General features: G+C 54.1%; 22 protein-coding genes. 18 read left to right on the top strand and 4 right to left on the bottom strand.

The genetic code is table 11. The features are described 5' to 3' along the window. Positions 1 to 2: 2 nt before the first annotated feature. The 9 genes from H7F11_RS05515 to H7F11_RS05475 all read left to right on the top strand — a co-directional run bounded on the left by H7F11_RS05515 (position 3) and on the right by H7F11_RS05475 (position 9,992). Positions 3 to 3,785, top strand: coding sequence for an efflux RND transporter permease subunit (locus H7F11_RS05515; protein WP_193650149.1), 3,783 nt, complete (start codon positions 3 to 5; stop codon positions 3,783 to 3,785). Positions 3,786 to 3,789: 4 nt separating this feature from the next. Beyond that, positions 3,790 to 4,893: a hypothetical protein gene (locus H7F11_RS05510; protein ID WP_193650148.1), complete on the top strand. Its 1,104-nt coding sequence runs from the start codon at positions 3,790 to 3,792 to the stop codon at positions 4,891 to 4,893. 45 nt (positions 4,894 to 4,938) lie between these two features. Continuing rightward, complete coding sequence (locus H7F11_RS05505; RefSeq protein WP_193650147.1) at positions 4,939 to 5,460, top strand: hypothetical protein; 522 nt, start codon at positions 4,939 to 4,941, stop codon at positions 5,458 to 5,460. Positions 5,461 to 5,546: 86 nt separating this feature from the next. Beyond that, positions 5,547 to 6,074: a hypothetical protein gene (locus H7F11_RS05500; RefSeq protein WP_010638514.1), complete on the top strand. Its 528-nt coding sequence runs from the start codon at positions 5,547 to 5,549 to the stop codon at positions 6,072 to 6,074. Positions 6,075 to 6,171: 97 nt separating this feature from the next. Further along, a complete protein-coding gene (locus H7F11_RS05495; RefSeq protein ID WP_193650146.1) occupies positions 6,172 to 6,783 on the top strand; it encodes a tetratricopeptide repeat protein in 612 nt (203 codons plus the stop codon). Positions 6,784 to 6,802: 19 nt separating this feature from the next. Beyond that, positions 6,803 to 7,630 (top strand): hypothetical protein, encoded by an 828-nt coding sequence (locus H7F11_RS05490; protein ID WP_193650145.1) that lies wholly within the window; start codon positions 6,803 to 6,805, stop codon positions 7,628 to 7,630. 65 nt (positions 7,631 to 7,695) lie between these two features. Beyond that, positions 7,696 to 8,142: a hypothetical protein gene (locus H7F11_RS05485; RefSeq protein WP_193650144.1), complete on the top strand. Its 447-nt coding sequence runs from the start codon at positions 7,696 to 7,698 to the stop codon at positions 8,140 to 8,142. Next, positions 8,078 to 8,578, top strand: coding sequence for a hypothetical protein (locus H7F11_RS05480; RefSeq protein ID WP_193650143.1), 501 nt, complete (start codon positions 8,078 to 8,080; stop codon positions 8,576 to 8,578). Before H7F11_RS05485 ends, H7F11_RS05480 begins: the two co-directional genes overlap by 65 nt. Further along, a complete protein-coding gene (locus H7F11_RS05475) occupies positions 8,565 to 9,992 on the top strand; it encodes a sigma-54 interaction domain-containing protein (RefSeq protein ID WP_193650142.1) in 1,428 nt (475 codons plus the stop codon). Before H7F11_RS05480 ends, H7F11_RS05475 begins: the two co-directional genes overlap by 14 nt. A gap of 58 nt (positions 9,993 to 10,050) precedes the next feature. On the opposite strand, the gene H7F11_RS05470 is transcribed toward H7F11_RS05475, so the two are convergent. The 3 genes from H7F11_RS05470 to H7F11_RS05460 all read right to left on the bottom strand — a co-directional run bounded on the left by H7F11_RS05470 (position 10,051) and on the right by H7F11_RS05460 (position 11,962). Continuing rightward, on the bottom strand, positions 10,051 to 10,446 hold the full coding sequence (locus H7F11_RS05470; protein WP_193650141.1) for an SCP-2 sterol transfer family protein: 396 nt from the start codon (positions 10,444 to 10,446) through the stop codon (positions 10,051 to 10,053). 66 nt (positions 10,447 to 10,512) lie between these two features. Next, positions 10,513 to 11,676 carry a hypothetical protein gene (locus H7F11_RS05465; protein WP_193650140.1) on the bottom strand — a complete coding sequence of 388 codons (1,164 nt, stop codon included), beginning with the start codon at positions 11,674 to 11,676 and terminating at the stop codon, positions 10,513 to 10,515. Further along, positions 11,666 to 11,962 carry a hypothetical protein gene (locus tag H7F11_RS05460; RefSeq protein ID WP_193650139.1) on the bottom strand — a complete coding sequence of 99 codons (297 nt, stop codon included), beginning with the start codon at positions 11,960 to 11,962 and terminating at the stop codon, positions 11,666 to 11,668. Before H7F11_RS05460 ends, H7F11_RS05465 begins: the two co-directional genes overlap by 11 nt. 498 nt (positions 11,963 to 12,460) lie before the next feature. On the opposite strand from H7F11_RS05460, the gene H7F11_RS05455 reads away from it, so the two are divergent. From H7F11_RS05455 to H7F11_RS05415, 9 genes are all read left to right on the top strand, one after another. Then, a complete protein-coding gene (locus tag H7F11_RS05455; protein ID WP_193650138.1) occupies positions 12,461 to 13,909 on the top strand; it encodes a cytochrome ubiquinol oxidase subunit I in 1,449 nt (482 codons plus the stop codon). Positions 13,910 to 13,921: 12 nt separating this feature from the next. Then, on the top strand, positions 13,922 to 15,010 hold the full coding sequence (gene cydB, locus H7F11_RS05450) for a cytochrome d ubiquinol oxidase subunit II (RefSeq protein WP_075322927.1): 1,089 nt from the start codon (positions 13,922 to 13,924) through the stop codon (positions 15,008 to 15,010). 74 nt (positions 15,011 to 15,084) lie between these two features. Then, the gene (locus tag H7F11_RS05445) at positions 15,085 to 16,410 is read left to right on the top strand and encodes an NAD(P)/FAD-dependent oxidoreductase (RefSeq protein WP_193650137.1); all 1,326 of its coding nucleotides are present in this window, start codon (positions 15,085 to 15,087) and stop codon (positions 16,408 to 16,410) included. Positions 16,411 to 16,484: 74 nt separating this feature from the next. Beyond that, entirely contained in the window at positions 16,485 to 17,351 is an 867-nt protein-coding gene (locus tag H7F11_RS05440) for a hypothetical protein (protein ID WP_193650136.1), read from the top strand. Continuing rightward, positions 17,351 to 17,758, top strand: coding sequence for a phosphate-starvation-inducible protein PsiE (locus H7F11_RS05435; protein WP_075322928.1), 408 nt, complete (start codon positions 17,351 to 17,353; stop codon positions 17,756 to 17,758). The genes H7F11_RS05440 and H7F11_RS05435 overlap by 1 nt, the downstream gene beginning before the upstream one ends. A gap of 77 nt (positions 17,759 to 17,835) precedes the next feature. Continuing rightward, positions 17,836 to 18,423: a hypothetical protein gene (locus H7F11_RS05430; RefSeq protein ID WP_193650135.1), complete on the top strand. Its 588-nt coding sequence runs from the start codon at positions 17,836 to 17,838 to the stop codon at positions 18,421 to 18,423. Between the two features lie 451 nt (positions 18,424 to 18,874). Beyond that, positions 18,875 to 19,438, top strand: coding sequence for a hypothetical protein (locus tag H7F11_RS05425; RefSeq protein WP_193650134.1), 564 nt, complete (start codon positions 18,875 to 18,877; stop codon positions 19,436 to 19,438). A gap of 12 nt (positions 19,439 to 19,450) precedes the next feature. Continuing rightward, on the top strand, positions 19,451 to 20,065 hold the full coding sequence (locus tag H7F11_RS05420; RefSeq protein ID WP_193650133.1) for an AAA family ATPase: 615 nt from the start codon (positions 19,451 to 19,453) through the stop codon (positions 20,063 to 20,065). Positions 20,066 to 20,098: 33 nt separating this feature from the next. Then, positions 20,099 to 20,872, top strand: coding sequence for a tetratricopeptide repeat protein (locus H7F11_RS05415; RefSeq protein ID WP_193650132.1), 774 nt, complete (start codon positions 20,099 to 20,101; stop codon positions 20,870 to 20,872). A gap of 22 nt (positions 20,873 to 20,894) precedes the next feature. Here the strand turns inward: H7F11_RS05415 and H7F11_RS16675 are convergent, their stop codons facing one another. Next, positions 20,895 to 21,125, bottom strand: a complete 231-nt coding sequence (locus H7F11_RS16675; RefSeq protein WP_300252301.1) for a sugar phosphate nucleotidyltransferase — start codon at positions 21,123 to 21,125, stop codon at positions 20,895 to 20,897. Positions 21,126 to 21,132: the final 7 nt, after the last annotated feature.

The following is a 21,132-nucleotide window of genomic DNA, read 5'->3' as shown; positions in this document are numbered from 1 at the left end:
CCATGCATAACGGTTGCCAAACCCCTGAGCCGGAAACCCCGGAAACCAGACCCTCGCGCAGTCTGGGATTGGCCGGTTCTATCGCGAAGATTTTTGTCAGTTCGCCGCTGGCGCCCCTGCTCCTGATTGTGCTGCTCGCGGCGGGCATTCTCGGCCTGATTTCCACGCCCAGAGCTTCCAACCCGCAAATCTCCGTGCCCATGATTGATATTTTTGTGGGTTATCCGGGGCACTCCCCTGCCGAAGTCTCGCGCATGGTCAGTGATCCTCTGGAACGCATGATGAGCGAGCTGCCCGGCGTGCGCCACGTGTATTCGGTGTCGAATCGCGGCGAATCCATGGTCACCGTGCGCTTTCAGGTGGGCAGACGGATGGGTCCCTCCCTGGTGGAGGTCTACAACAAACTCGCCGCCAACATGAACCGGATTCCGCCGGGAGCCACCCATCCTCTGGTCCGTGCCAAGGGCATCAACAGCGTCCCCTTCATGACGTTTACGCTCTGGTCCCGGGAGGTCGGTCCCGCCACCCTCAACGAAATTGCCCGCACCGCGTTGCAGCATCTCAAGCAGGTTCCCCAGACCGGGGAGAGTTTTATTGTCCACGGTCCTCAGGAAACACTGACCGTCGACATTCATCCGGGCCGCCTGGCCGCTTATGGCATCACCCCGCAGCAGGTCGCACAAACGATCAAGGCTTCCAATGCCCAGACGGAAACCGGGCGGACCGATGTGCAAAACATGCAGATGCGCATTGTCACCGGACAGTTTCTGCGCACGCCGGCAGAAGTCCGCAATCTGGTGGTCGGGGTGTATGAAGGAGAACCGGTGTATCTGTTTCAGGTGGCGCAGGTCCGGCTCGGCCCCAGCGATCCCCACAGTCTGGTGACTTATTACCAGAAGGCTGGCAAAAATCAGCCCGAAGTGGATGGCGCTCCGGCGGTCACCATTGCCCTGGCCAAAATTGCCGGCAGCAACGGGGTGACGGTCGCCCGGGCACTCATCCAGAAAATGCACAGTCTGGAAGGAACGGTCATTCCCGGTAATGTGCATGTCAGCATCACCCGCGATAACGGCAAAAAAGCGAATGCCAAGGTCGATTCCCTGCTCTTCAAGCTTTTTGTCGCCACGGCAGCCGTCACCCTGCTGATTCTGCTGGCCCTGGGATGGCGGGCGGCCGCTGTCGTCGTCATCACCATCCCGCTGATTTTGCTGATTACCGTATTCTCGGCCTGGTTATTGGGAATTACCATCAATCGGGTCAGCCTGTTCGGGTTGATTTTCTCCATCGGTATTCTCGTCGACGACTCCATCGTGATTGTCGAGAACGTGTATCGCCGCTGGCTGCAGGAAGGGACGACGTCCACTGAAACCCTCATTGATGCCGTGCGCGAAGTGGGTAATCCCACCATTCTGGCGACTTTTACGGTCATTGCCGCCTTGCTGCCCATGGGTTTTGTGGGCGGGATGATGGGCCCTTACATGGCCCCCATTCCGGTACTGGGTTCTGTGGCCATGCTCTTCTCCCTGTTCACGGCCTTCGCTCTGGCCCCCTGGTTGATGCTGCGTTTCAAACCCAGCCTGAAAACCCTGGAACGTATGCATAAGGGCGAACACCGGCAGGCCACCTGGTTGCGCAAATTTTTCCGGAACACCCTGATTCCGCTGATTCGCCGCAAATTTTATGGTCGCCTGTTTCTGGGTGGCATTGTGGTCGCGTTTTTTGCCAGTCTGGCGCTGTTTCTGGTGGAGTGGGTGCCTTTCACCATGCTGCCCCATGGTAATTCCAGTGCCTTTAACGTCGTCATCAATATGCCGGCAGGTACCGCCATGCCGGTAACCGCCAATGTGACGGCCGAGGTGGTACAGAGCTTACAGGGGATGAAGGATGTCCGGGCGCTGCAAAGTTATGTGGGCACGCCGGAACCGTATGATTTCAATGGCATGGTGCGGCATTACTACCTGCGCAACCAGCCCTGGCAGGCCATGATTCATGTGCAGTTGCTGGATAAAGCCGAACGCAGCGCCTCCAGTTCCGAACTTGCCGTCGTCGCGCGGCGGCTGATTACGCCCATAGCGGCACAACACCAGGCCCATATTGTCGTCGTGCAAAGTCCACCGGGGCCACCGGTTTTGGCGCCGGTGGTGGCCGAAGTTTATGGCCCTTCTGCCGCCATCCGCGACGCGGTCACCCGGCAGGTGACGGCCGAATTTGCCCGGGCCAAAAACCTCACCGAGGTGGATAACACCCTGGAAGCCCCCCATGACTACTGGCACTTTCATCTGAATGCCATCAAGGCCGGTATGGCCGGTATACGGCCCAGCGCCCTCAACGAAACCCTGGCGATGACCCTCGGTGGCTACAAGCTGGGTAACTTTACCCCCTATGGTCAGAATCTTGCGGTACCGGCCGTGCTGCAGGCGCCTCTGGCCCTGCGCAGTAATGTCTATAGTCTGGCGGCACTTCCCGTACCCTCCGTCAGTTATGGCGCCGTACCTCTTTATACGCTGGGCCATTTTGATCGCGAGAGAGCCGAACAACCCATCTACCAGCAGGATCTCAAACCCGTTGAATATGTGACGGCAGGCAGCAGGGGACGTCTGGATGCCCCGCTGTACGGCATGCTGGAAGTCGAAGATGCCCTGTCCGGTTATCTGACCCCCGATGGACACCCGCTGGGCATCGACTGGATCAGCGTTCCCAGCGGTAATCATGCCACGATCAAGTGGGGCGGGGCCTGGACCGTGACCTACAAGACCTTCCGGGATATGGGCATTGCCTTTGCCGTGGCCATTGTCCTCATCTACATGCTGGTAGTCTGGGAATTCGGGAATTTTGTCATCCCCGCCATTATCATGGTGCCCATTCCTCTGACCCTGATCGGAATTTTACCCGGTCACTGGCTGTTTGGGGCGAGCTTTACGGCCACCTCCATGATCGGTTTCATTGCTCTGGCCGGCATCATCGTGCGCAATTCCATTCTGCTGGTGGATTACTCCCAGCAAAGAGTGGCCGAAGGCATGCCGGTCATGGATGCCCTGATTGAAGCCTGCGCGACCCGTACCCGGCCCATTGTGATTACGGCACTGGCGCTCATGCTCGGTTCCGCAGAAATCATCACCTCCCCGATTTTCCGGGGGATGGGCATTTCCCTGCTCTTCGGGGTCATGATTTCGACCATCCTTACCCTGCTGGTCATTCCTTTGGGCTGCGTCAGCGGTCGTGCTGCCTTCTGTCCGGCGGGGATGGATCTGGGTGACAAGCAGTCGAACAATCCACCCCCCTTCCCGTTTGCGCCCGCCAGCATGCAGGTCTCCCTGTCTCCCCGGGATAGTCTGGCGCGAAGCGATATTCAATCTGCAGCACTGGTTCAGGATACGCCACCCAAAGATGCTGGTCCCCTGACCATGACCCTGGAAATGATCGGACAGGATATTCGCGCCTTTTTCCGGGCCATTACCAAAATCCTGCTGGCTTTGCTCGGTCAACTCTGGGCCTGGCTGATGAAGCGCCCGGCCGCCCACAACAAGCCTGAAGCGCCGGGTCCGCAGTCGCCTTCAGGGCCCGTGAGTCCCCCTCAGGGACCGGATGGATCATCGCAAGGACCAGCGAATCCTCACGTTTCAACTTCGGAAAGTGCCAGTGGATCGGCCAACAGTCCGGTCAGCAGGCAGAGCAACCCCGTAGCAACCACAACCGCTGAAACACCTGTGCAACTTTCACCCCGCGCCAAAGCGCGTGGCATTCATTTACGGTCATCCGGTTCCAAACCGAAAAAGGAGGATTAATCCCATGACAAGCCACACAACCCTTTCACCCCGTAGCCACAAGCGCCTGTTCTGGCTGGGGGTGGCGGTCTGTACGGCACTGGGCACGCAAGCCCAGGCCCTGGCGTCCGTGGACACGCCCTACTCCAGCCCATATTCGGGAATGCCAGGTCCTGGCATGGCCAATAGCGCAACATCTTCCGGCTGGCCGGAGATCCGTCCAGATCAAGCACTGCCAGCGCCAATGCCAGCAGACTCCACCTATGCCGAGTGGCATGGATATGCACCGCACCATACATCCAGCTATCCCTACGAGACCAACGGCTGGCCTGCACCAACCGAAAATGCAGACAGCGCATGGAACAGCGCAGAACAACAAGCCCCCCAGAGCACGCCACCCGCTCCAGGCTGGAGCAACCATGAAGCTGCCATGCCCACAGCCACATTCAACGAAGTAGCAGACTGGGTTCCCCCACCTCCGGGCCCCTACCCCAATGGGCCGCACGAAAGTGCCCTGGATACTGCGCCTCCTGCTTCTTTCCCGATGGCGATGCCACCACAGGGATATGCCCCCCAGCAAGGATACGCACCCCAATATACCCCAGGACCAGCTTATGGCGGGCCGAATGCTGGCCCCATGGAGTCCATGCCCTACCGGGGCCCCAACATGCCCTGGCAAAACACACCCAGGCCCGGCTATGGCGCACCGGCCTACGGAAGACCAACTCCCTATGGGCCCAACCCTTATGCCCAGCCACCACAGTACGGCCCACAATATGGCGCACCTGGTAACCCCATGAATGGTCGTGCTTTTCCGAACGGGGCTTACCCGCAAGGGCCCAATGGTGAATCCCCTTATGGCCGCCCAAACTTTGGCCCCATGGACCCCATGCCCTGGCAAGGCCCCAGCATGCCTTGGCAAAATGCGCCCAGACCCGGTTATGGTGCACCAGCTTTCGGACCATCACCTTACGGGCCTAATCCTTACGCCCGCCCGCCTCAATACGGCCAACAATATGCTGGGCCAGATTATGGAGCACCAGCCTACGGGCCATCACCCTATGGACCCCCTCCCGAAGCCCGGCCACCTCAGTCTTATGGCCCGCAGCCTGGTTATGGTTATCCATAAACGGAAATATCGGGATATAGGTCCGCCTGAAAAAAGGAGAACGCAATGCAAAAAGCAAAATGGGTAAAGGTAGCCATTCTCTCTGCCGCAATGGGAACACTTTCCGTACCTGTTGCTGCTTATGCCTGGGGGCCCTGGGGAGGCGAAATGCCTTGGTCCGGCTGGCAAAACAGTATGCCCTGGAGCGGTTATTCCGGTCCCATGCAAGGGGATTCGGGGCCGTGGTCTGGTTATGGAGGTCCTTGGCACGGTAATAGTGGTCCCTGGAGTATGGGGAGTTTCCGTATGACTTTTCCCCATTGGGGTCCCATGAATTTCAATGGCAGCCCCTTTGGCGGCTACGGACGCCCCTGGTCCGGAGATGCGATGCCCTGGGGTGGTGGTATGCCTTGGGGCGGTGGTGGCGGTATGCCTTGGGGCGGTGGAGGCGGTATGCCTTGGGGTGGTGGCATGCCTTGGGGCGGTGGTGGCGGTATGCCTTGGGGTGGTGGCATGCCCTGGAGTCCGATGTCCTCCATGAACCCCATGTCGCCAATGGGTCCCATGAGCCCCTGGAGTACCTGGTAACACCATAATTCCCAAGTTTGGGGAGTGACATTGCAGTGGCGCCAACTGCAAGGCTTGTGGCGCAAAATGATCAAGGAGCAGATGTAATGAATGTGAAATATTTTGGAAAAATAGCCGCTTTGGCAGCGACACTCGGATGTGCGGGTTTACTGACAGCTTCGCCTGCTTTTGCCTGGGGATGGGCACCCTGGAATGACATGCCCTGGAGTGGTTACAGTAGCCCATTTTACAGCGACAGCGGCCCTTTCAGTGGTTATGGAGGTCCCTTTACGGGCAGCAGTGGACCCTGGAACATGGGCAGCATGAGTTTTAATGGACCGCACGGCGGCCCCATGCAATTCAGTAGTGGTCGCTGGGGTGGTTACAGCCAGCCATACAACGGGTACTACGGAGGTGGTTATGGTGGCGGAGCCTACAATGGTTACGGATACCGGGATTACGCCCCTGAAAATGCCTACCCACCTGCGGAATCGGGATATCCTGCATACGGCAATTATAACAATGCCGATAATAATGCTTACATCGCTCCTTCAGCACCACCGCAATACGCCAACAACAGCCAGCAATATGCCCCGCCACCCGGACCCTACCGTCCCGGTTACGGGTATCCGTGATGGACAAAAATCCTGCGGGCTGCAGATGCACCGCGATGCCAGCAGGGTTCAAATATTTTTTGAAATCAAAAGCACATGTGCCAAATAGAGGCCAGCCATGAAACGAATTTTGGGTAGAATCATTGGGTTTATCATTCTGGTGATCATTGTGCTGGTAGTGATTGCTGCCATACAGGATCCGCAACTCTGGCGTCATGACTGGCAGACGACCCGGCAATACACGGTGCAAAAATGGCAGGCAATGCACCATTGGTGGGAAAAACAGGAAAGCAAACCCACTCCGGTAGCCCATCCTGCAACAGTGCCGATCACGGCCACCACACCAAAACTACAGCCGGGCGTGGCTGTACAGCAAGCAACCCCGGTTACCCCGCACGTTAAAATCCTTTTTCCGAAAAACCTTACCGAGTCTCAGTATGCTCTGCTGATGGCTGCACGACGGGCGTTTTGGGAACATGATGTTAAAGCCGCCATTGCCGATTATCAGGCATTAATCGATCAACTGCCTGAAGTACCGCAACTGTATGGCGAATTAGGCAACATTTATTACCAGACTGGTCATCCTTTATCTGCTGGCAAGGCCTATTCCGGTGCTGCCCGAACGCTAATTGCAACGCATCAATATCCTTCTGCCGCAGCATTATTACCCCTGATCAGTTCTCTGGACCCGAATCAGGCCACCATCATCCGCCAGGCACTGGCACGTTAACCATAAGGAGTAATGAATTATGAGTGACATCCGAGAAGAACCGCAGTTACATTCAGAAGATGCCCCGACCAGCGGCAAAGAATCCATGCCGGAATCAGAAGCCAACTTGCATAGTGACACGGATACCGAATACCACCAGGTTACGCAAAGCCAGCATGAACCAGAACAGCAGCACTATACTCATTCAGAGACCCATTCGGGTACCGATACAGATGCATCAGCAGCGGCTGCAGCAGCCGCTGCCGCTGCGGCGTCAAGTTCCAGTTATAGCAGTTACTCTCCGCCCCCTCCCCCTCCTGCGCAAAAAGAGGGATTTTTGAGTCGCTTTTGGGGATACCCACTGATCATTTTGATCTTGCTGGTCATCATTGTGATTCTGTTTATTTGGGCCATCACCGCCAATAAGCCCGATCATACCCAGGTAGCTGCAGCTAAACCCGCGCAAAAAGTCCTGCATGTCACCAGTGCCCCCAGCATTGCGGCCATCACCCAAAATACCAAACCGTTGACCGCCGATCAGACCAAGTTGCTCATGCAGGCGCGCGGGGCTTTCTGGCATCACGACTATGCCGGTGCTATTGCGGATTATCATCATTTGATTCAGGAAGCGCCTGACTCCCCCGCTGCCTATGGCGAAATGGGTAATGTGTTGTACATGACCGGTCACTATCACCAGGCGGGCAACGCTTATGGTCAGGCTGCCATGCAGCTGATTCATGCCGGACGTTATGCCGATGGTGCCGCGCTGATTCCTATTCTCGGACGTCTGGATCCTGCGGAAGCACAAAAAGTGCAGGAGGCGCTGTCCCATGCCCCCGAAGCCGAAACCGGGATGCCGCCTGCCTGATGGTGAATTTCACAAAATCAACTCGATGGACAGCTATGCTGCTGTCTGTCGGGTTTATAGTGTGCATGGCCACTGCACAAGCCGGGGTTACATCCGATTTGTTACGTCCAAAATCCGGATGGAACCATCACTACCTTCAGCAGCTGATGCAGGCACGCCAAGCCTACTGGCAAGGCAACCCATTGCGCGCCATTCAGGAATATGCACAATTGATTCATCTTGCCCCCCAGCGGTATCTGGCAGATCTCTATGGAGAACAGGGCAATGTTTATTACCGGATAGGCGCATTTTACGCGGCGGAAAATGATTACATTCATAGCTTTCGGAATCTGATCCGGGAGAAAAACCTGCGTGGAGCCCGCACACTTATTCCCATCGTCGCACAAATCAATCCAAATGCAGCCTATCAGCTGACGATCCAATTAAATCATCAGGAGACAAACCATCATGGCGGAACAACCGACTACGGAAACACACTCGCAGTCTCAGCATCATATCGCTGGCCTTTCTGACCGCCAGCTCAGACTGATCGTCTACGCGGCACTCGTCGCCTTTCTGGTCCTCGCCGCTTATGAGTTTTATCTGGCCGTGGAAATGTCCCATGACCTTCATGAAATGACCGCACAGTTCCAGAAAATGAGTCCCAACATTCAACGTAACATGAACAGCATGTCACAAAACATGGCTGAGATGACCCATTCGACCAATTACATGGCCAGAGCCACCGGACAGATGCAGGCTGAATTCTGGAGCCTGAATCGTAACATCACCCCACCCTTTTCTTTTCTGAGTGGCATGTTGCCCTTCAATCACAATGATCCGCGCTATGGACCCAGAACGCCTCTACCCCCTCCACGCCAGGAAGCCTATGATGGAGTTCCACCGGGATATAATCCGCAATATCAAAGTGGCTATCCATATCAGGGGAATGCTTATGGCAACCACTGAGACTGATGGCGAGGTGCTGGCCAAGGAGAAAAAAATGGCGTCGCTGAGCACTGAACTGGAAACCCTCTGTGAGGTTTTGCCAGAATTACTGGATTCCATGGACGCCGGCATTCTGCTGACCGACATTCAGGGAAAAATTGAATTCTGCAACGCTGCCGCCAAAATCTTGTTGAACACGCATCAACTGGAGCACCTGCGCAGCATACCTGGAGGTAGCGTCCAGAAAGAACTGGTGCGAGCGGCCATTGCTGCTGGTCAGGAAGATGCCGTGAGTCGACCGCAAACTGGCTGCGTCCGCTGGGATCACCTGCTTCCCGTTGCCGAAGGCGATCACAAGGTCCTGCAGATCAGAACCCGACTGGTAGAGCGCAAACAACATAAACGCCGCATTTTTTTCATCGAAGATGTCTCCGAATTGCGTCATGCCGAGCGGATTCTGGGCGGCACCCGCAGTGTGGGTTTTATTACGGATGATCCGCACATGCGCGATGCCCTCGAATTGATTGCGCAAGTCGCGGCCACCGATGCCAGCGTCATCTTTCAGGGCGAATCGGGGTCTGGTAAAGGCTTGATGGTCCGCTTACTGCATCAACAGAGTAACCGCTCCAAAAAATCCCTGGTGGAAGTGAATTGTGCCGCCATCCCCGATAATTTATTTGAAGCCGAGTTTTTCGGATCCGTGAAAGGCGCTTTTACGGGAGCAGTGACAGATCGCATCGGCCGTTTTGCGGCAGCCGATGGTGGCACGCTCTTCCTCGATGAAGTCAGCGAACTGCCCAAACATCATCAGGCCAAACTGCTGAAGGTGCTGGAAGACATGCGCTATGAACCGGTTGGCAGTACCAAAACCCACCAGGTCGATGTACGCGTGGTTGCTGCCAGCAATCGCAATCTCAAGGAACTGGTAGAAAGTGGGGATTTTCGGAGTGATCTGTTTTATCGGTTAAATGTGATCCCTATCCGCATTCCGGCGCTGCGTGAACGGCCTTCGGACATCATGCTCCTCGCCGAACACTTTTTGAAAATTACTACGGGAGGACACAAGAAAAGGCTTGGCTCAGCGGCCAAACATCTGCTCCTGGATTATCCCTGGCCGGGAAATGTGCGTGAACTCCGCAACGTGATGGAATATGTGGCCATCTGCAGTGCCGGACCGGAAATCAGTGACAGTGATTTCCCCAAAGACTTCCTGGACAGAATGCACTTGGGGTCATCGGTTACTTCCAGCCGATCAGAAAACGATCCGGAAGCCATTTATGATCGGGAAAACCTTTTGCAGCTACTGGATAAACATGGAGGCAATCGTGCCGCCGCCGCTCGCGAGCTGGGTATTGATCGCGTGACCCTGTGGCGGCATTTGTCCCGCCTGGGCATTTCCGGAAAAGACAGTAACAACCATTTTGGAAATCAGTAAATTCAGGGCTCCTGCATATCCCAGAAGCCCTGAACCCCTGTTTCGCTCCCCTTGCGGACTAGATTTTGGACATCGCTGAAAAGCTTTTGACAAAGGGTCCTGCCATACGTGGATCCTTAAGCATGCTCGCGTAGTCTCCTACCTTGAATTTGATTTTTCCGGTGGTAAACGCCATGCCCAGGCCCGTCATACCCGGAGACTTCTCTATCCACTTCAACCATTGCGGATGCTGGGCACGAATATCCCAGTTTAAAGGCTGATCAGTATACACGCCCGATGCCGTTGCCTTGCCGTTTTGTACCACCAGAAAAGCACGGGGCCTGTCTTCTTCCGGGTAACCATAAGCAATGACCGAATTAAAGCCAATCTGGGCAAGAGCGTCAGAAAGCTCGGGATCCTTGTTCCATTCCTCAACAAAACGAGCCATCCAGGCGGGTGAAAATAAATCTGCCACGGGTAATACCTCCTCATACAGGTGAACAAAAATTTGCGGACGCACGCCCGCACCAAAAAGCGGTTCTCAGGATGTCGGGTCTCTCGTCAAAAACTGTGACTTCAGATCCTGGCAATATTGGCAAAATGTAACGGCATCATCACGCTGGGCACTGCTCCAACCACACAGATCACGGCAAGACACCGTTTGCCAGAAACTCCGGGTGTTTTCCAGAAAGGCGCGCCGAAAGGGATTCCGCCGGGCGGCACCGGCACTTCCAAGACACGATAAAGCCGTCATGGAACAGAGTGCACAACTCCCCTTATGAATTCTCCAGAGCAGCAAAATACTCATCAGCAGCAAAAAAACGGCAACAAAAAAGGTCGCTGTGGCTATCAGGATCGGCAGTGTAGACCAAGTGATCTGCAGTAGTGCCTGCCACCAACCCCATTGCGTCATCCCCCACACCACCGCCGCAATCACGACAACATCCAGAAAAGCCACGGAAAACATCCAGCGCCGTCGCCAGCGCATCAGGTGTGGAATCGTTTCACGCATCAGGGACTGCAACTGACGCTCAAGCAACTGTGCCAAAAAACAGGGCCATAATTGGGAAAGTTTATGCAAATAAGTAACGGCGTTATCGACCGAATCAAAGCGGATGATTTGGCTCCCGAAAACAGGCTGGGTTCTTTCAGGCTGCGGTGATACTGCCAGTGACGATTCCTCCAGATACAGCAACGGACCGGTATCGGCTTCCTGTAAACCGAGAGAATGTTTCAACTGTGCGCTTTGTACATCAAGATTGATCAGAATCTGCGCTTTCGCGGCTATTTTTTTCAGACACTGTATAGCCTCTGACGGCAACGAAGACAAATCTGAAACCAGATAAAAATCTGCAGGTATGCCAACCCAATCGGGACATGGCAGCGCCTGCACGCCAGAGAACACCTGGAGAGACAGACTGCTTACTTCCGGATCAAAAACCTGGTCTGGCAATTCTTCGGGATCTTTTGGATAAATATGGATGATTTCCGTTGAATTTTCTGGAAAACTTACCGCATTCAGCCATGAATGCAGTAAGTTTTGCAATTGCCTGGCCGATCCCAAAACAAGCACGATTGGCCGGGCAGGAACGGAATGTCTCAGATCCTCCTCCGGATTTAAAACGTACATGTCGTGGAGCACGTCATTCCAGTGGCGATATTTTTCGAGAACATCCACCAAAGGCCCCCGCAGATCAGTCTCCATTCCGGCCCCGCTTATTGATGGCCGCACTATGTCCCCATTCACCCAGATCACTCACTTGTACTCCGACCCACCAGAAAGGCGCCACACTATCCTGACCATGTCCACCGACCAGATGCTGACCCGGTGCCAAATGCACATGAGCAACCAGATTTTCCGCTTCCGCACGCGTCCGAAAAACTGACCAGGCAACAACCCGCTCCATAGGGGTCATACCAGATTTTCCAGCCTGGGAGGCATGGACCTTTGAAGGTAAGTCCCGTGCCTCATCGAGAAAATGACTATCCATAATGAATTTCTCCTTCAAAATAATGAATCAGACACTCAGCCTGAATTGAGCATAAATTATGCCAACTTATAATCATTTGATTACAATAGAATCAATCTGATAGCAATCTCTATCCATGCAACGCTTTTTTATTTTATATAAAATAAAAACAATAAGATAAATCATGCATCAGATGTTGCAACACCAGCCTCGGGGGCAATAGCCACCTTCACCCTAACAACGTCAGATTATTATTATTAAATGAATCTCTTAATTATTCTTTCTATGTTGCACGCTCTCGCCGGGTATTGTTGCATTAAAAAATCATTAAATAACATACGTATAAAATCTTTCACCATCATCAACCGTTTCACAGTGCATTTCCATAAATTAAAAATCATTTAAAAATCAGAGAACTCGATTTTGGCACATAAAATGCTTATGTACTCTCAAATTTTTATGAGCAGGTTTTCATACTTCTTCACTTTTACGGAATAACAAAAATCAGGAGTCAACCTTATGTTGATCGAAAATACGTTACCCGTTTTACTCAGCCGTCTCGATTTTGCCTGGATTACCTCGCTGCATACTCTCTGGACGCCCATGACGATTGGCATGTCATGGCTGCTTTTCGGAATAGAAGTCCTCTGGCTCCGCACCGGGGATGAGCGCTGGTACAAACTCAATCGTTTTTTCGAAAAAATATTCATAATCAATTTCGGTGCCGGGGTGGCGACGGGTGTCACCATGGAAATGGCCTTCGGGATTCTGTATGGGCCATTTTCTCAGGCAGTCGGCCCCTTTTTCGGCAACATTCTCGGCTTTGAAACCATCACCGCATTCATGTATGAAGCGGGATTTATTGGTCTGATGGTTTTCGGCTGGGGAAAAATCAGTAAAACCATGCATCTTTTTGCCACCTTCAATGTTGGCATTTCTTCCACTTTATCGGCCGGCTGGATTCTGGTGGCGAATTCCTGGATGCAAACGCCCGACGGAGTCGTCTTTAAAAATGGGCTGTTTCAGGTCACCAACTGGTGGAGCGCCATTTATAACGACAATTTTCATTGGGGATTTCCACATATGTGGATCGCCTGCGTAGAGCTGGCTCTTTTTGTTTTTGCCGGCGTCAGTGCCTGGTTCATCCTCAAGAACCGCAACGCCGAACTTTTTGTAAAGCTGCTCAAACCAGCGCTCCTGGCACTGCTGATTGTGACCCCTTTGCAGATTTATCTGGGGGATACGCTGGGGCGGGACGTCGCCCAGACGCAGCCTACCTCTCTGGCCGCCATGGAAGGGCATTACCATACGTATCTCCCCAATGGGCAGGTCAATACCGGCTGGCACCTGATTGCCATACCCAACAGCCAGAATGACGGTACCCGATTTGCGATTACCATTCCTTACGTCCTGAGCCTGCTGGAAACCCATACCTTGACCGGCAAGGTGACAGGTATGGACAGCTTCCCTGCCCGTGATCGTCCGGATGTCTGGGTGCCTTTCTATGCGTTCCGGATCATGGTCGCCATTGGCTTTTTCCTGTTCCTCGTCGCTCTTTGGGGTAACTGGCTGCGCCTGCGGGGCCAGCTGAATGCGACGGCTCTACGCCAACATCCGTGGTTTCTCCGGGCCGTCGTTTTCTCGGCATTTTTACCCTATCTGGCGATCTGGACGGGCTGGTGGGTGCGCGAAATCGGTCGGCAACCCTGGGTAGTCTTTGGCATGATGCGCACCTACGAAGGAGTCAGCCACATGTCGCTGGGCCAGGAAGTGGTCTGGTTCGTGGGCTACATTATTTTTGAGTTGGCCGTCTGGTCGGGCGCCTGGTACTTCTTCAGCCGCGTCATCCAAAAAGGCGTGAATGACATTCCGGATTCCACCCATCTCTGGGACAAACCGGAAACCATCGACAGTGGAGGTGGCCATGTGTCCCCCCATTTTACCAAAGCATTGCCACACCGAGATTGAGGAGAACCCATCATGACCGATCTCATGGGTAGAATTGCCGTGTCCCTGTCCACCTGGTGGTGGTTGATTCTCGCCTTGTTTTTTATGCTTTACGTGATGCTGGATGGAGCCGATCTGGGCGCTGGCATTTACACCCTGTTTTCGCACGACGAGGAAGAACGCGGGGCGGTCATGGCTTCCATGGCCGGATTCTGGGACGGAAACGAAACCTGGCTGGTGGTTGCCGGCGGGGTCCTCTTCGGGGCTTTCCCGGTGGTCTACGGCTCTGCTTTGAACTATCTCATGATCCCGTTGATGCTGGCCTTGTGGGGGATTATTTCCCGCGCTGTCGCTTTTGAATTTCATATTCATGCGCGCAGCAGCAAACGATTCTGGGGCTGGGCCTTTGCTCTCGGCAGTCTGATCGCCCCCTTTTTTGCTGGCGTATCCCTGGGTGCCACCTTGCAGGGTTTCCCCCTGAAAGCCGGGCGCGCCCTGGAAATACAGGGACACGGTCTCCCTGCTTCCACGGATCCGGTACTCCATTATTCCGGACAGGCCTTCACCTTCTTAAGTCCTTTCAGTATATGGGTCGGTTGCGGGGCCGTCATTGCGGCAGGCCTTGCCGGTGGACTGTATTTATGTGCCCGCTTCATACCGGGAGACCCCATTCATGAACGCGCCCGCAAGTGGACTACCGTATTTTCTTTTCTGGCGCTGATCGCCATTCTCGTTACCTTGATCTGGTCCTACGCCATTTTCCCCTGGGCAGCGGCCAAATGGAGCGGTGCCCATTGGTGGATCTGGGCGATCTGGCTGGTCATTGTGCTGTTCTTTGCCTACAAATCGATGATCAATCATTCCCTGCAGCGGGATATTGCCGCCCTGCTCTGGGGCGAGGGTGTGGTGGCATTTCTCTGGATGGCCATGTTCGCCACCATGTATCCCTATGTCGTGCCAGAAACCTGGCCTATCGCCCTATCCGGCAATCCAGCCAACTCCCTGGCGGTCTTCACCCTTTTCATGACGGGATTTGTGCCGGTCATGATCATGTACAACTGGTATCAGATTTGGGTCTTTCGGGGGAGGTTAAGCAAAAAAGCCGCATACGGTGGGCATTGAAAATCCATCTTTAGCGGATGTTGATCCGTCGTTCGTCAGCTGTTCGTTTTCGCTTTGAATAAGGAGTATTGACCATGGCACATGTAGTGATTTTAGGCGCAGGAACCGGCGGCATGCCCGCCGCCTATGAGATGCGGGACCTGCTCGGCCCCAAACATGAGGTGACGCTGATCAGCGAAAACCCTTATTTCCAGTTCGTTCCCTCCAATCCCTGGGTGGGTGTAGGCTGGCGGCAGCGGGAGCAAATCGTGTTTGATATTGAGCCGCATACCAGTCGCAAGCGCATCAATTTTATTGCCCAGCGCGCCGACCGCATTGATCCGGAACGCAACACCATTGATCTCGCCAATGGTTCCAGTGTCCATTATGACTATCTGATCATCACCACGGGACCCGCTCTGGCTTTCGATGCCGTTCCCGGATCCGGTCCCCATGCCGGACATCAGAAGTCGACCCATTCCATTTGTACGGTCGATCATGCCGAGAAAGCCTATGCGGCTTACATGAACCTGCTGGACTCCAACAATCCCGATCCGATTATCATCGGCGCCATGCCCGGTGCCAGCTGCTTTGGACCCGCCTATGAATACGCCATGATTGTCCTCAGTGATCTCGAAAAACGCGGGGCGCGCAACAAAATCAAGGAATTCCACTTCATCACTTCCGAGCCTTATGTCGGCCATCTGGGTCTGGGTGGCGTCGGGGACTCCCAGGAAATTCTGACCCGGGGCCTCGGGGAAATGGGGGTTCAGGTGCATACCAACATGAACACCACCAAAGTCGAAGATGGCAAAATGTTCTGCGAGCACCTGAATGCAAAAGGCGAAAAAATCGGCGTCGGCACCCATGACTTCGGTTTTTCGATGATGCTGCCTTCTTTCAAGGGCGTAGATGCGGTAGCCAAGGTGCCGGAACTCTGTAATCCCAAGGGCTTTGTCATTGTCGACGAACATCAACGCAGCCCCAAATATCCCAACATTTACTCGGCGGGCGTTTGTATTGCCATTCCTCCGGTAGAACAGACTCCGGTACCCACCGGGGCGCCCAAAACCGGCTATATGATCGAATCCATGGTCACCGCCCTCGTCCATAACATTCAGGCAGAAATTCAGGGCAAGGCACCCACTGCCGAAATGGGCACCTGGAACGCCATCTGCCTGGCCGACATGGGCACGAGCGGCGCTGCTTTTGTGGCCTTACCCCAATTCAAACCCCGGCGTGTTGACTGGTTCGGAGAAGGGCCCTGGGTGCATTGGTCCAAGATTGCCTTTGAAAAATACTTCCTCGCCAAAATGAAAGCCGGGGTTTCTGAGCCTTTTTATGAAAAACTGGTCTTCCAGATGCTCGGCATTTCCCGTCTGAAAAGTGACGAGCCCGCCCATCTCCGCAAAGTGGGCTGAGGCCATTCCCCTGGCGCAGATTGTCTGCAGATCTGCGCCAGGGGCCGTTATCTTTTCAAAGGAGGACAAATGTGATGAGTGCTGCCGAAATGAGTCAAGCCGTCAATAACCCGACGGAAACGCCGGATTGGTCGCAGGTGCTGGACCTCAGTCATGCCATCGAGGATCAGTTACGTTTACTGTACGCCATGCTGGACGAGGTAACTGCCGATACCGATGTCCGCAGTGCTGCCCTGCATATCGCCTGTGAAGCAGGGCACCTCTGGTCGGCCACCCAAAAACTGGCTCAGGTCACCGGCGTGCATTCTGCCGCCGACCTGGAGGCGCGGGTCGAATCCGGTGTCCGCATGCTGGAACCCCTGCTGGTCGCCATGAGTACGCTGATGGAAACCCTTCCGGAAGTGCTCGGCGATCTGGCCAAATCCGGCACCATGCAGCAACTGGGCATGGCCACCGTAGAATGGACCGATATCCTGAAACGGATAACCTGCCTCATCCAGGGTGCCTCACCTTCCCTGACGGCACGCGTTTCAGGACTGGTAGACGATGCCAGCCGCTGGTCGGGAGAACTGGTAGTCGCCTGGGAAACCCTGGCTGCCACCCTGCCGGAAGTCATGCAGGATGAGATACTTCACAAGAACCTGAATGATTTGCAAAAAGCGATTGGTGTCTGGGCCTCGGTCGCCATTGAAGCCCGGACGATGGTTGCCCGCTGTGGGGGAGGCAACATGGCATCAGGTGCGCGGGCACTGGTCTGCTCCATCCGTGATGGTCTGGACGATGCGGAGCAGAAAGGCGGGTCAGGCAGTGGCGGGATTTTTGCCCTAATACGCCTCGTGCTGTCCGGAAAAACGATCTATGTACTCCGCAATGTCATCTCCATCGCTTACCGGGTCCTCAAAACCATGAATGCATCCGGTAAAAAAAAGATGGCCGGCTGATGACTCGCAATGTCGGCATACTGGAAATGTTCAAACGGGCACATCGCACGGGTGGCACCATGGTCGAGATTTTCAAATCACTGTCCTTGTTCATCATTGGTGCCAGCATCATCTGGTCGGCTACGCATTTTTATGTGCACCTGATTCATCGTGGCTATGCGACCTTGCAGGATTTGCTGCTGCTTTTTGTGTATCTGGAAATCGGGGCCATGACCGGCATTTATTTCAAAACCGGAAAACTGCCCGTGCGCTTTCTGATTTATGTCGCCGTTACGGCCATCGCCCGCTATCTGGTGGTGGATGTCGATCATCTCAAAGCGATGTCCGTATTGACCATGAGTATCGCCGTCATTGTGCTGATGGCGGCCCTTTGGGTGGGTGACCATATTCATTCCAGCGAGGATTAGGTCTGCTATGTTTTATAGATGACCGACGGCGGTCGGCTTTGATTTTGATCTAACAAGTTACATCCAGGAGGTGAAATATGACTACAGCAACTTCTTCAGTACAGATTATCAAAAAAAGTGGCGGTTTTTATTCCTGGCCACTGCTGGCCATTCGCGGAATGGCTGCATTGGTGTATGCCCTGGTGGCCCTGGCCGATTTCAAGGCAACCATTCCATTACTGGTCTGGTTTTTTGCCATTTATGTACTATTCGATGGTTTTTATGCGCTGAGCGTAGCCTTAGGTCACCAGATTGATGGTGTGTGGACCCGTCTGGCCGTGATTTTTAAAGGTCTGTTAGGCATTGCCGCAGGCATCATCGTCATCTATTGGGATCTGAGTGCGGGGCCTACGCTTTACATTCTTCTGACCGTATTCGTCTGGGTGGCCTTGTCGGGAGTCCTCGAAGGGGTCTGGGTGATCCGCAACATTAAAAACAAGGAACTCGTGCTGATTATTGGCTCTGGCGCTTATCTGGCCCTGGCGGTAGCCCTCCAGTTTCTGTTCGCGCTGGCTCCACAAGCCGGTTCGTCCATATACAGTTGGATCATCATCGGGTTCTCGGCCGCCTTTGGATTAGGCATGCTGATCATGAGTTGGGCCATGCGCAAAAACCAGTTCGGATAAGAGGCATCGCTTTACCTTGATTATGAGTGGTCACTGTGTACTCCGCTATTTGGGAGATGTCCCTGTCTCCCTTTTTTGACGCCATACGGCTCTCAAGCCAATACCTGCATAAATCACCCATGCCATTTTAGCGTTGTTTGTCACCTCTGGATTCGGGAGATCACTTGATCTCCCTTTTTTCTCTGAATCACCACGTTGCAGGAACTGTTGTATGAACCGTTGCATTCTTTCAGGCTGCAACATTTATAATATTTATTATATATCAGTATATTGGTTCAATTTTCTGTTGCGAAAAGATAAATTTCTTAAACCCATAATACTAAATAAAACAAGAGATTAACTTCTGGCACGTTGTTTGCTGATAAAGCTTGCTGAAATTGCCGATGGCGTGGCGGGTTCTGGAAACCAACAGAATCAAGGGTTTTTTATAACGAACATGGAGGCAAATGTGATGAAATCATTGAAAAAAACACCAATGAGCCGGAAACTGCGGTCTTTGGCTTTGATGGCGGGTGTCGGTATGGCGGGCTTCATGATCGCAGCCCCGGCGTATGCCTGGGGTCCTTGGGGTGGCGACATGCCCTGGAGTGGTGGTGGAGGGATGCCCTGGAGCGGTGGTGGCATGCCTTGGTCCGGTTATAGCGGCCCAATGAATGGCAACAGCGGCCCCTTTAGCGGCTATGGTGGCCCCATGCAGGGATCAGAAGGCCCCTGGGATATGGGTGGCATGAATTTCAATGGGCCGCATGGTGGCCCCATGAACATGAATAGTGGCAACTACGGCGGTTATGGGCAGCCTTATCAGGGCGAATATCAGGGCGGTGGTAGTAATGGTTATCCGCAGTCCTATGGACAACAAAACTACGCTTATCCCAATCAGCAGCAATATTCACAACCATACCCGCCGCAATATCGCCAACCCTATCCGCAGCAGATGCGTCCCAGCATGCCGCCCCCGCCCATGGGACCTTATCCGTCTCCTTATGGATATCCGCCTTACGGATACGGACGCTAGCACGAGGTCATCATGCGTTTGGTAGTGGCATCCATGAAAGGTGGATCGGGAAAAAGCACGGTGAGTTTCAATCTCGCCGTGTGGTTGGCGTATCGGGCTCCCGTGCAACTTTACGACCTCGATCCCCAAGGTACCTTACGCGATGTCTGCCGCGATCGCACAGAACAGCACATTCTGCCCGCCATCTCTGTAGCTACAGAGATGGATGAAGCCCTGCCCCTGACTGAATACGTGCTGATTGACTGTAGTTATTCCGAATTGAACGCTTTTCGGAGGGCCCTGAGCATCGCCGATACCATCCTCATGCCCGTCGGCCCCAGTCAGGCCGATATCTGGTCTGCACAACGTTTTCTGGAGGATTGCAGCCATTGGGCAGCCCCTCCGGTCTGGGCATTTATCAATCGCGCAGATACCCACCACGCGGTTCGTGAAAGCGATGAAGCCGAGGCCATGCTGGCCGAACTTCCACAGGTCAAATCATTGGGATTACGACTCGGACAACGCACTGCCTTTCGCCGCTCACTGAGTGAAGCCCGTGCCGTTTTTGAATTGGATGTCAGCAGCAAAGCCAGCAAGGAACTGGAAAAACTGGCTGTTACTCTGTATCCAGAATGGTGTATAGCCTAGACCAAACCCATTTAACATTGAGGCGGACAACTTATGCGTACTTTCTCCCAAAAACCCTTCCACAAACATTTTCTCTTCAAAAAAGGGATAGTTTTTTCAGCTCTTTTTGCGAGCGCCAGCCTGCAATTAGTCTCCGGGAATATGCATTTCGAAACGGCTCCTTTCAGCATTATTGCCAGCGCAGCAGCCGCAGAATCTGCCTTGCCTGCAGAAACTGCACCCGCTCAATCGGCGCATCTGACTGCCGCAGCTCCCAAAAAAGTGGCGACACCGGTAAAGCCACCACACGGCGCTGCCCCCGCAGCCAAACATCCCGTCGCGCCAAAAAAAACTGGACGGAGTGGCCCAGCCAAAGCGCATTCTGCCCACAAAAATATCAAGGCTCCGCCCACATTATCCATGCCCATGCCGGCTTCGACAAAAAGCCTGAGCAAAGCCGAAGTCAAACTGCTCTTGCAGGCACGGGCGGCCTACTGGCATCGCAATGCGCCGAAAGCCATTGCCGACTACCAAAAACTGCTCCACGAAGCGCCTGATCATCCGGGTATTTATGGTGAATTGGGCAATGTGTATTACATGACCGGCAAATATCCAGAAGCCGCCATTGCCTATGGAAGTGCGGCCCGAACCATGATTCGGATGCAGCGTTTTGCAGAAGCCTATAGTCTTTTGCCGCTGATAAGTTCCCTGAATCCTCGGGAAGCTACCGCCATTGACCATAGTCTGCAGGTTCACAGCGCTGCGGCAGCCAAAAAAACCAGAGCAACCGCCCAGCAAAAATCTGAGCAGTCCGCAGTGCCCGATTGAAAATCATCGCGCCAACAACATATCACCAGTCGATCTCAACAAGCTGTTTGCAGAGCATTGGGCAGACTGTCGGCCGCATGCAGAACATGCCGGAGTTCCAGAGATAGTCGCCGCTGTCGAGGTAATCCTGGGCATTGCTCTGATTGGGCTTTTCGACGAAACGGGCAACCTGATAGCCGCTGTCCAGGGCGCTGCCCTTCTGAATGTAGCCATAACCGGTTTCGGGACCCGTCGGCGTGACACTAAAGGTCACCAGTTAG

The organism is Acidithiobacillus sp. HP-2 (assembly GCF_015100155.1).
In the GTDB taxonomy this organism is placed as follows: Bacteria; Pseudomonadota; Gammaproteobacteria; order Acidithiobacillales; family Acidithiobacillaceae; genus Acidithiobacillus.
This window is presented reverse-complemented; position numbering and strand designations above follow the sequence as displayed.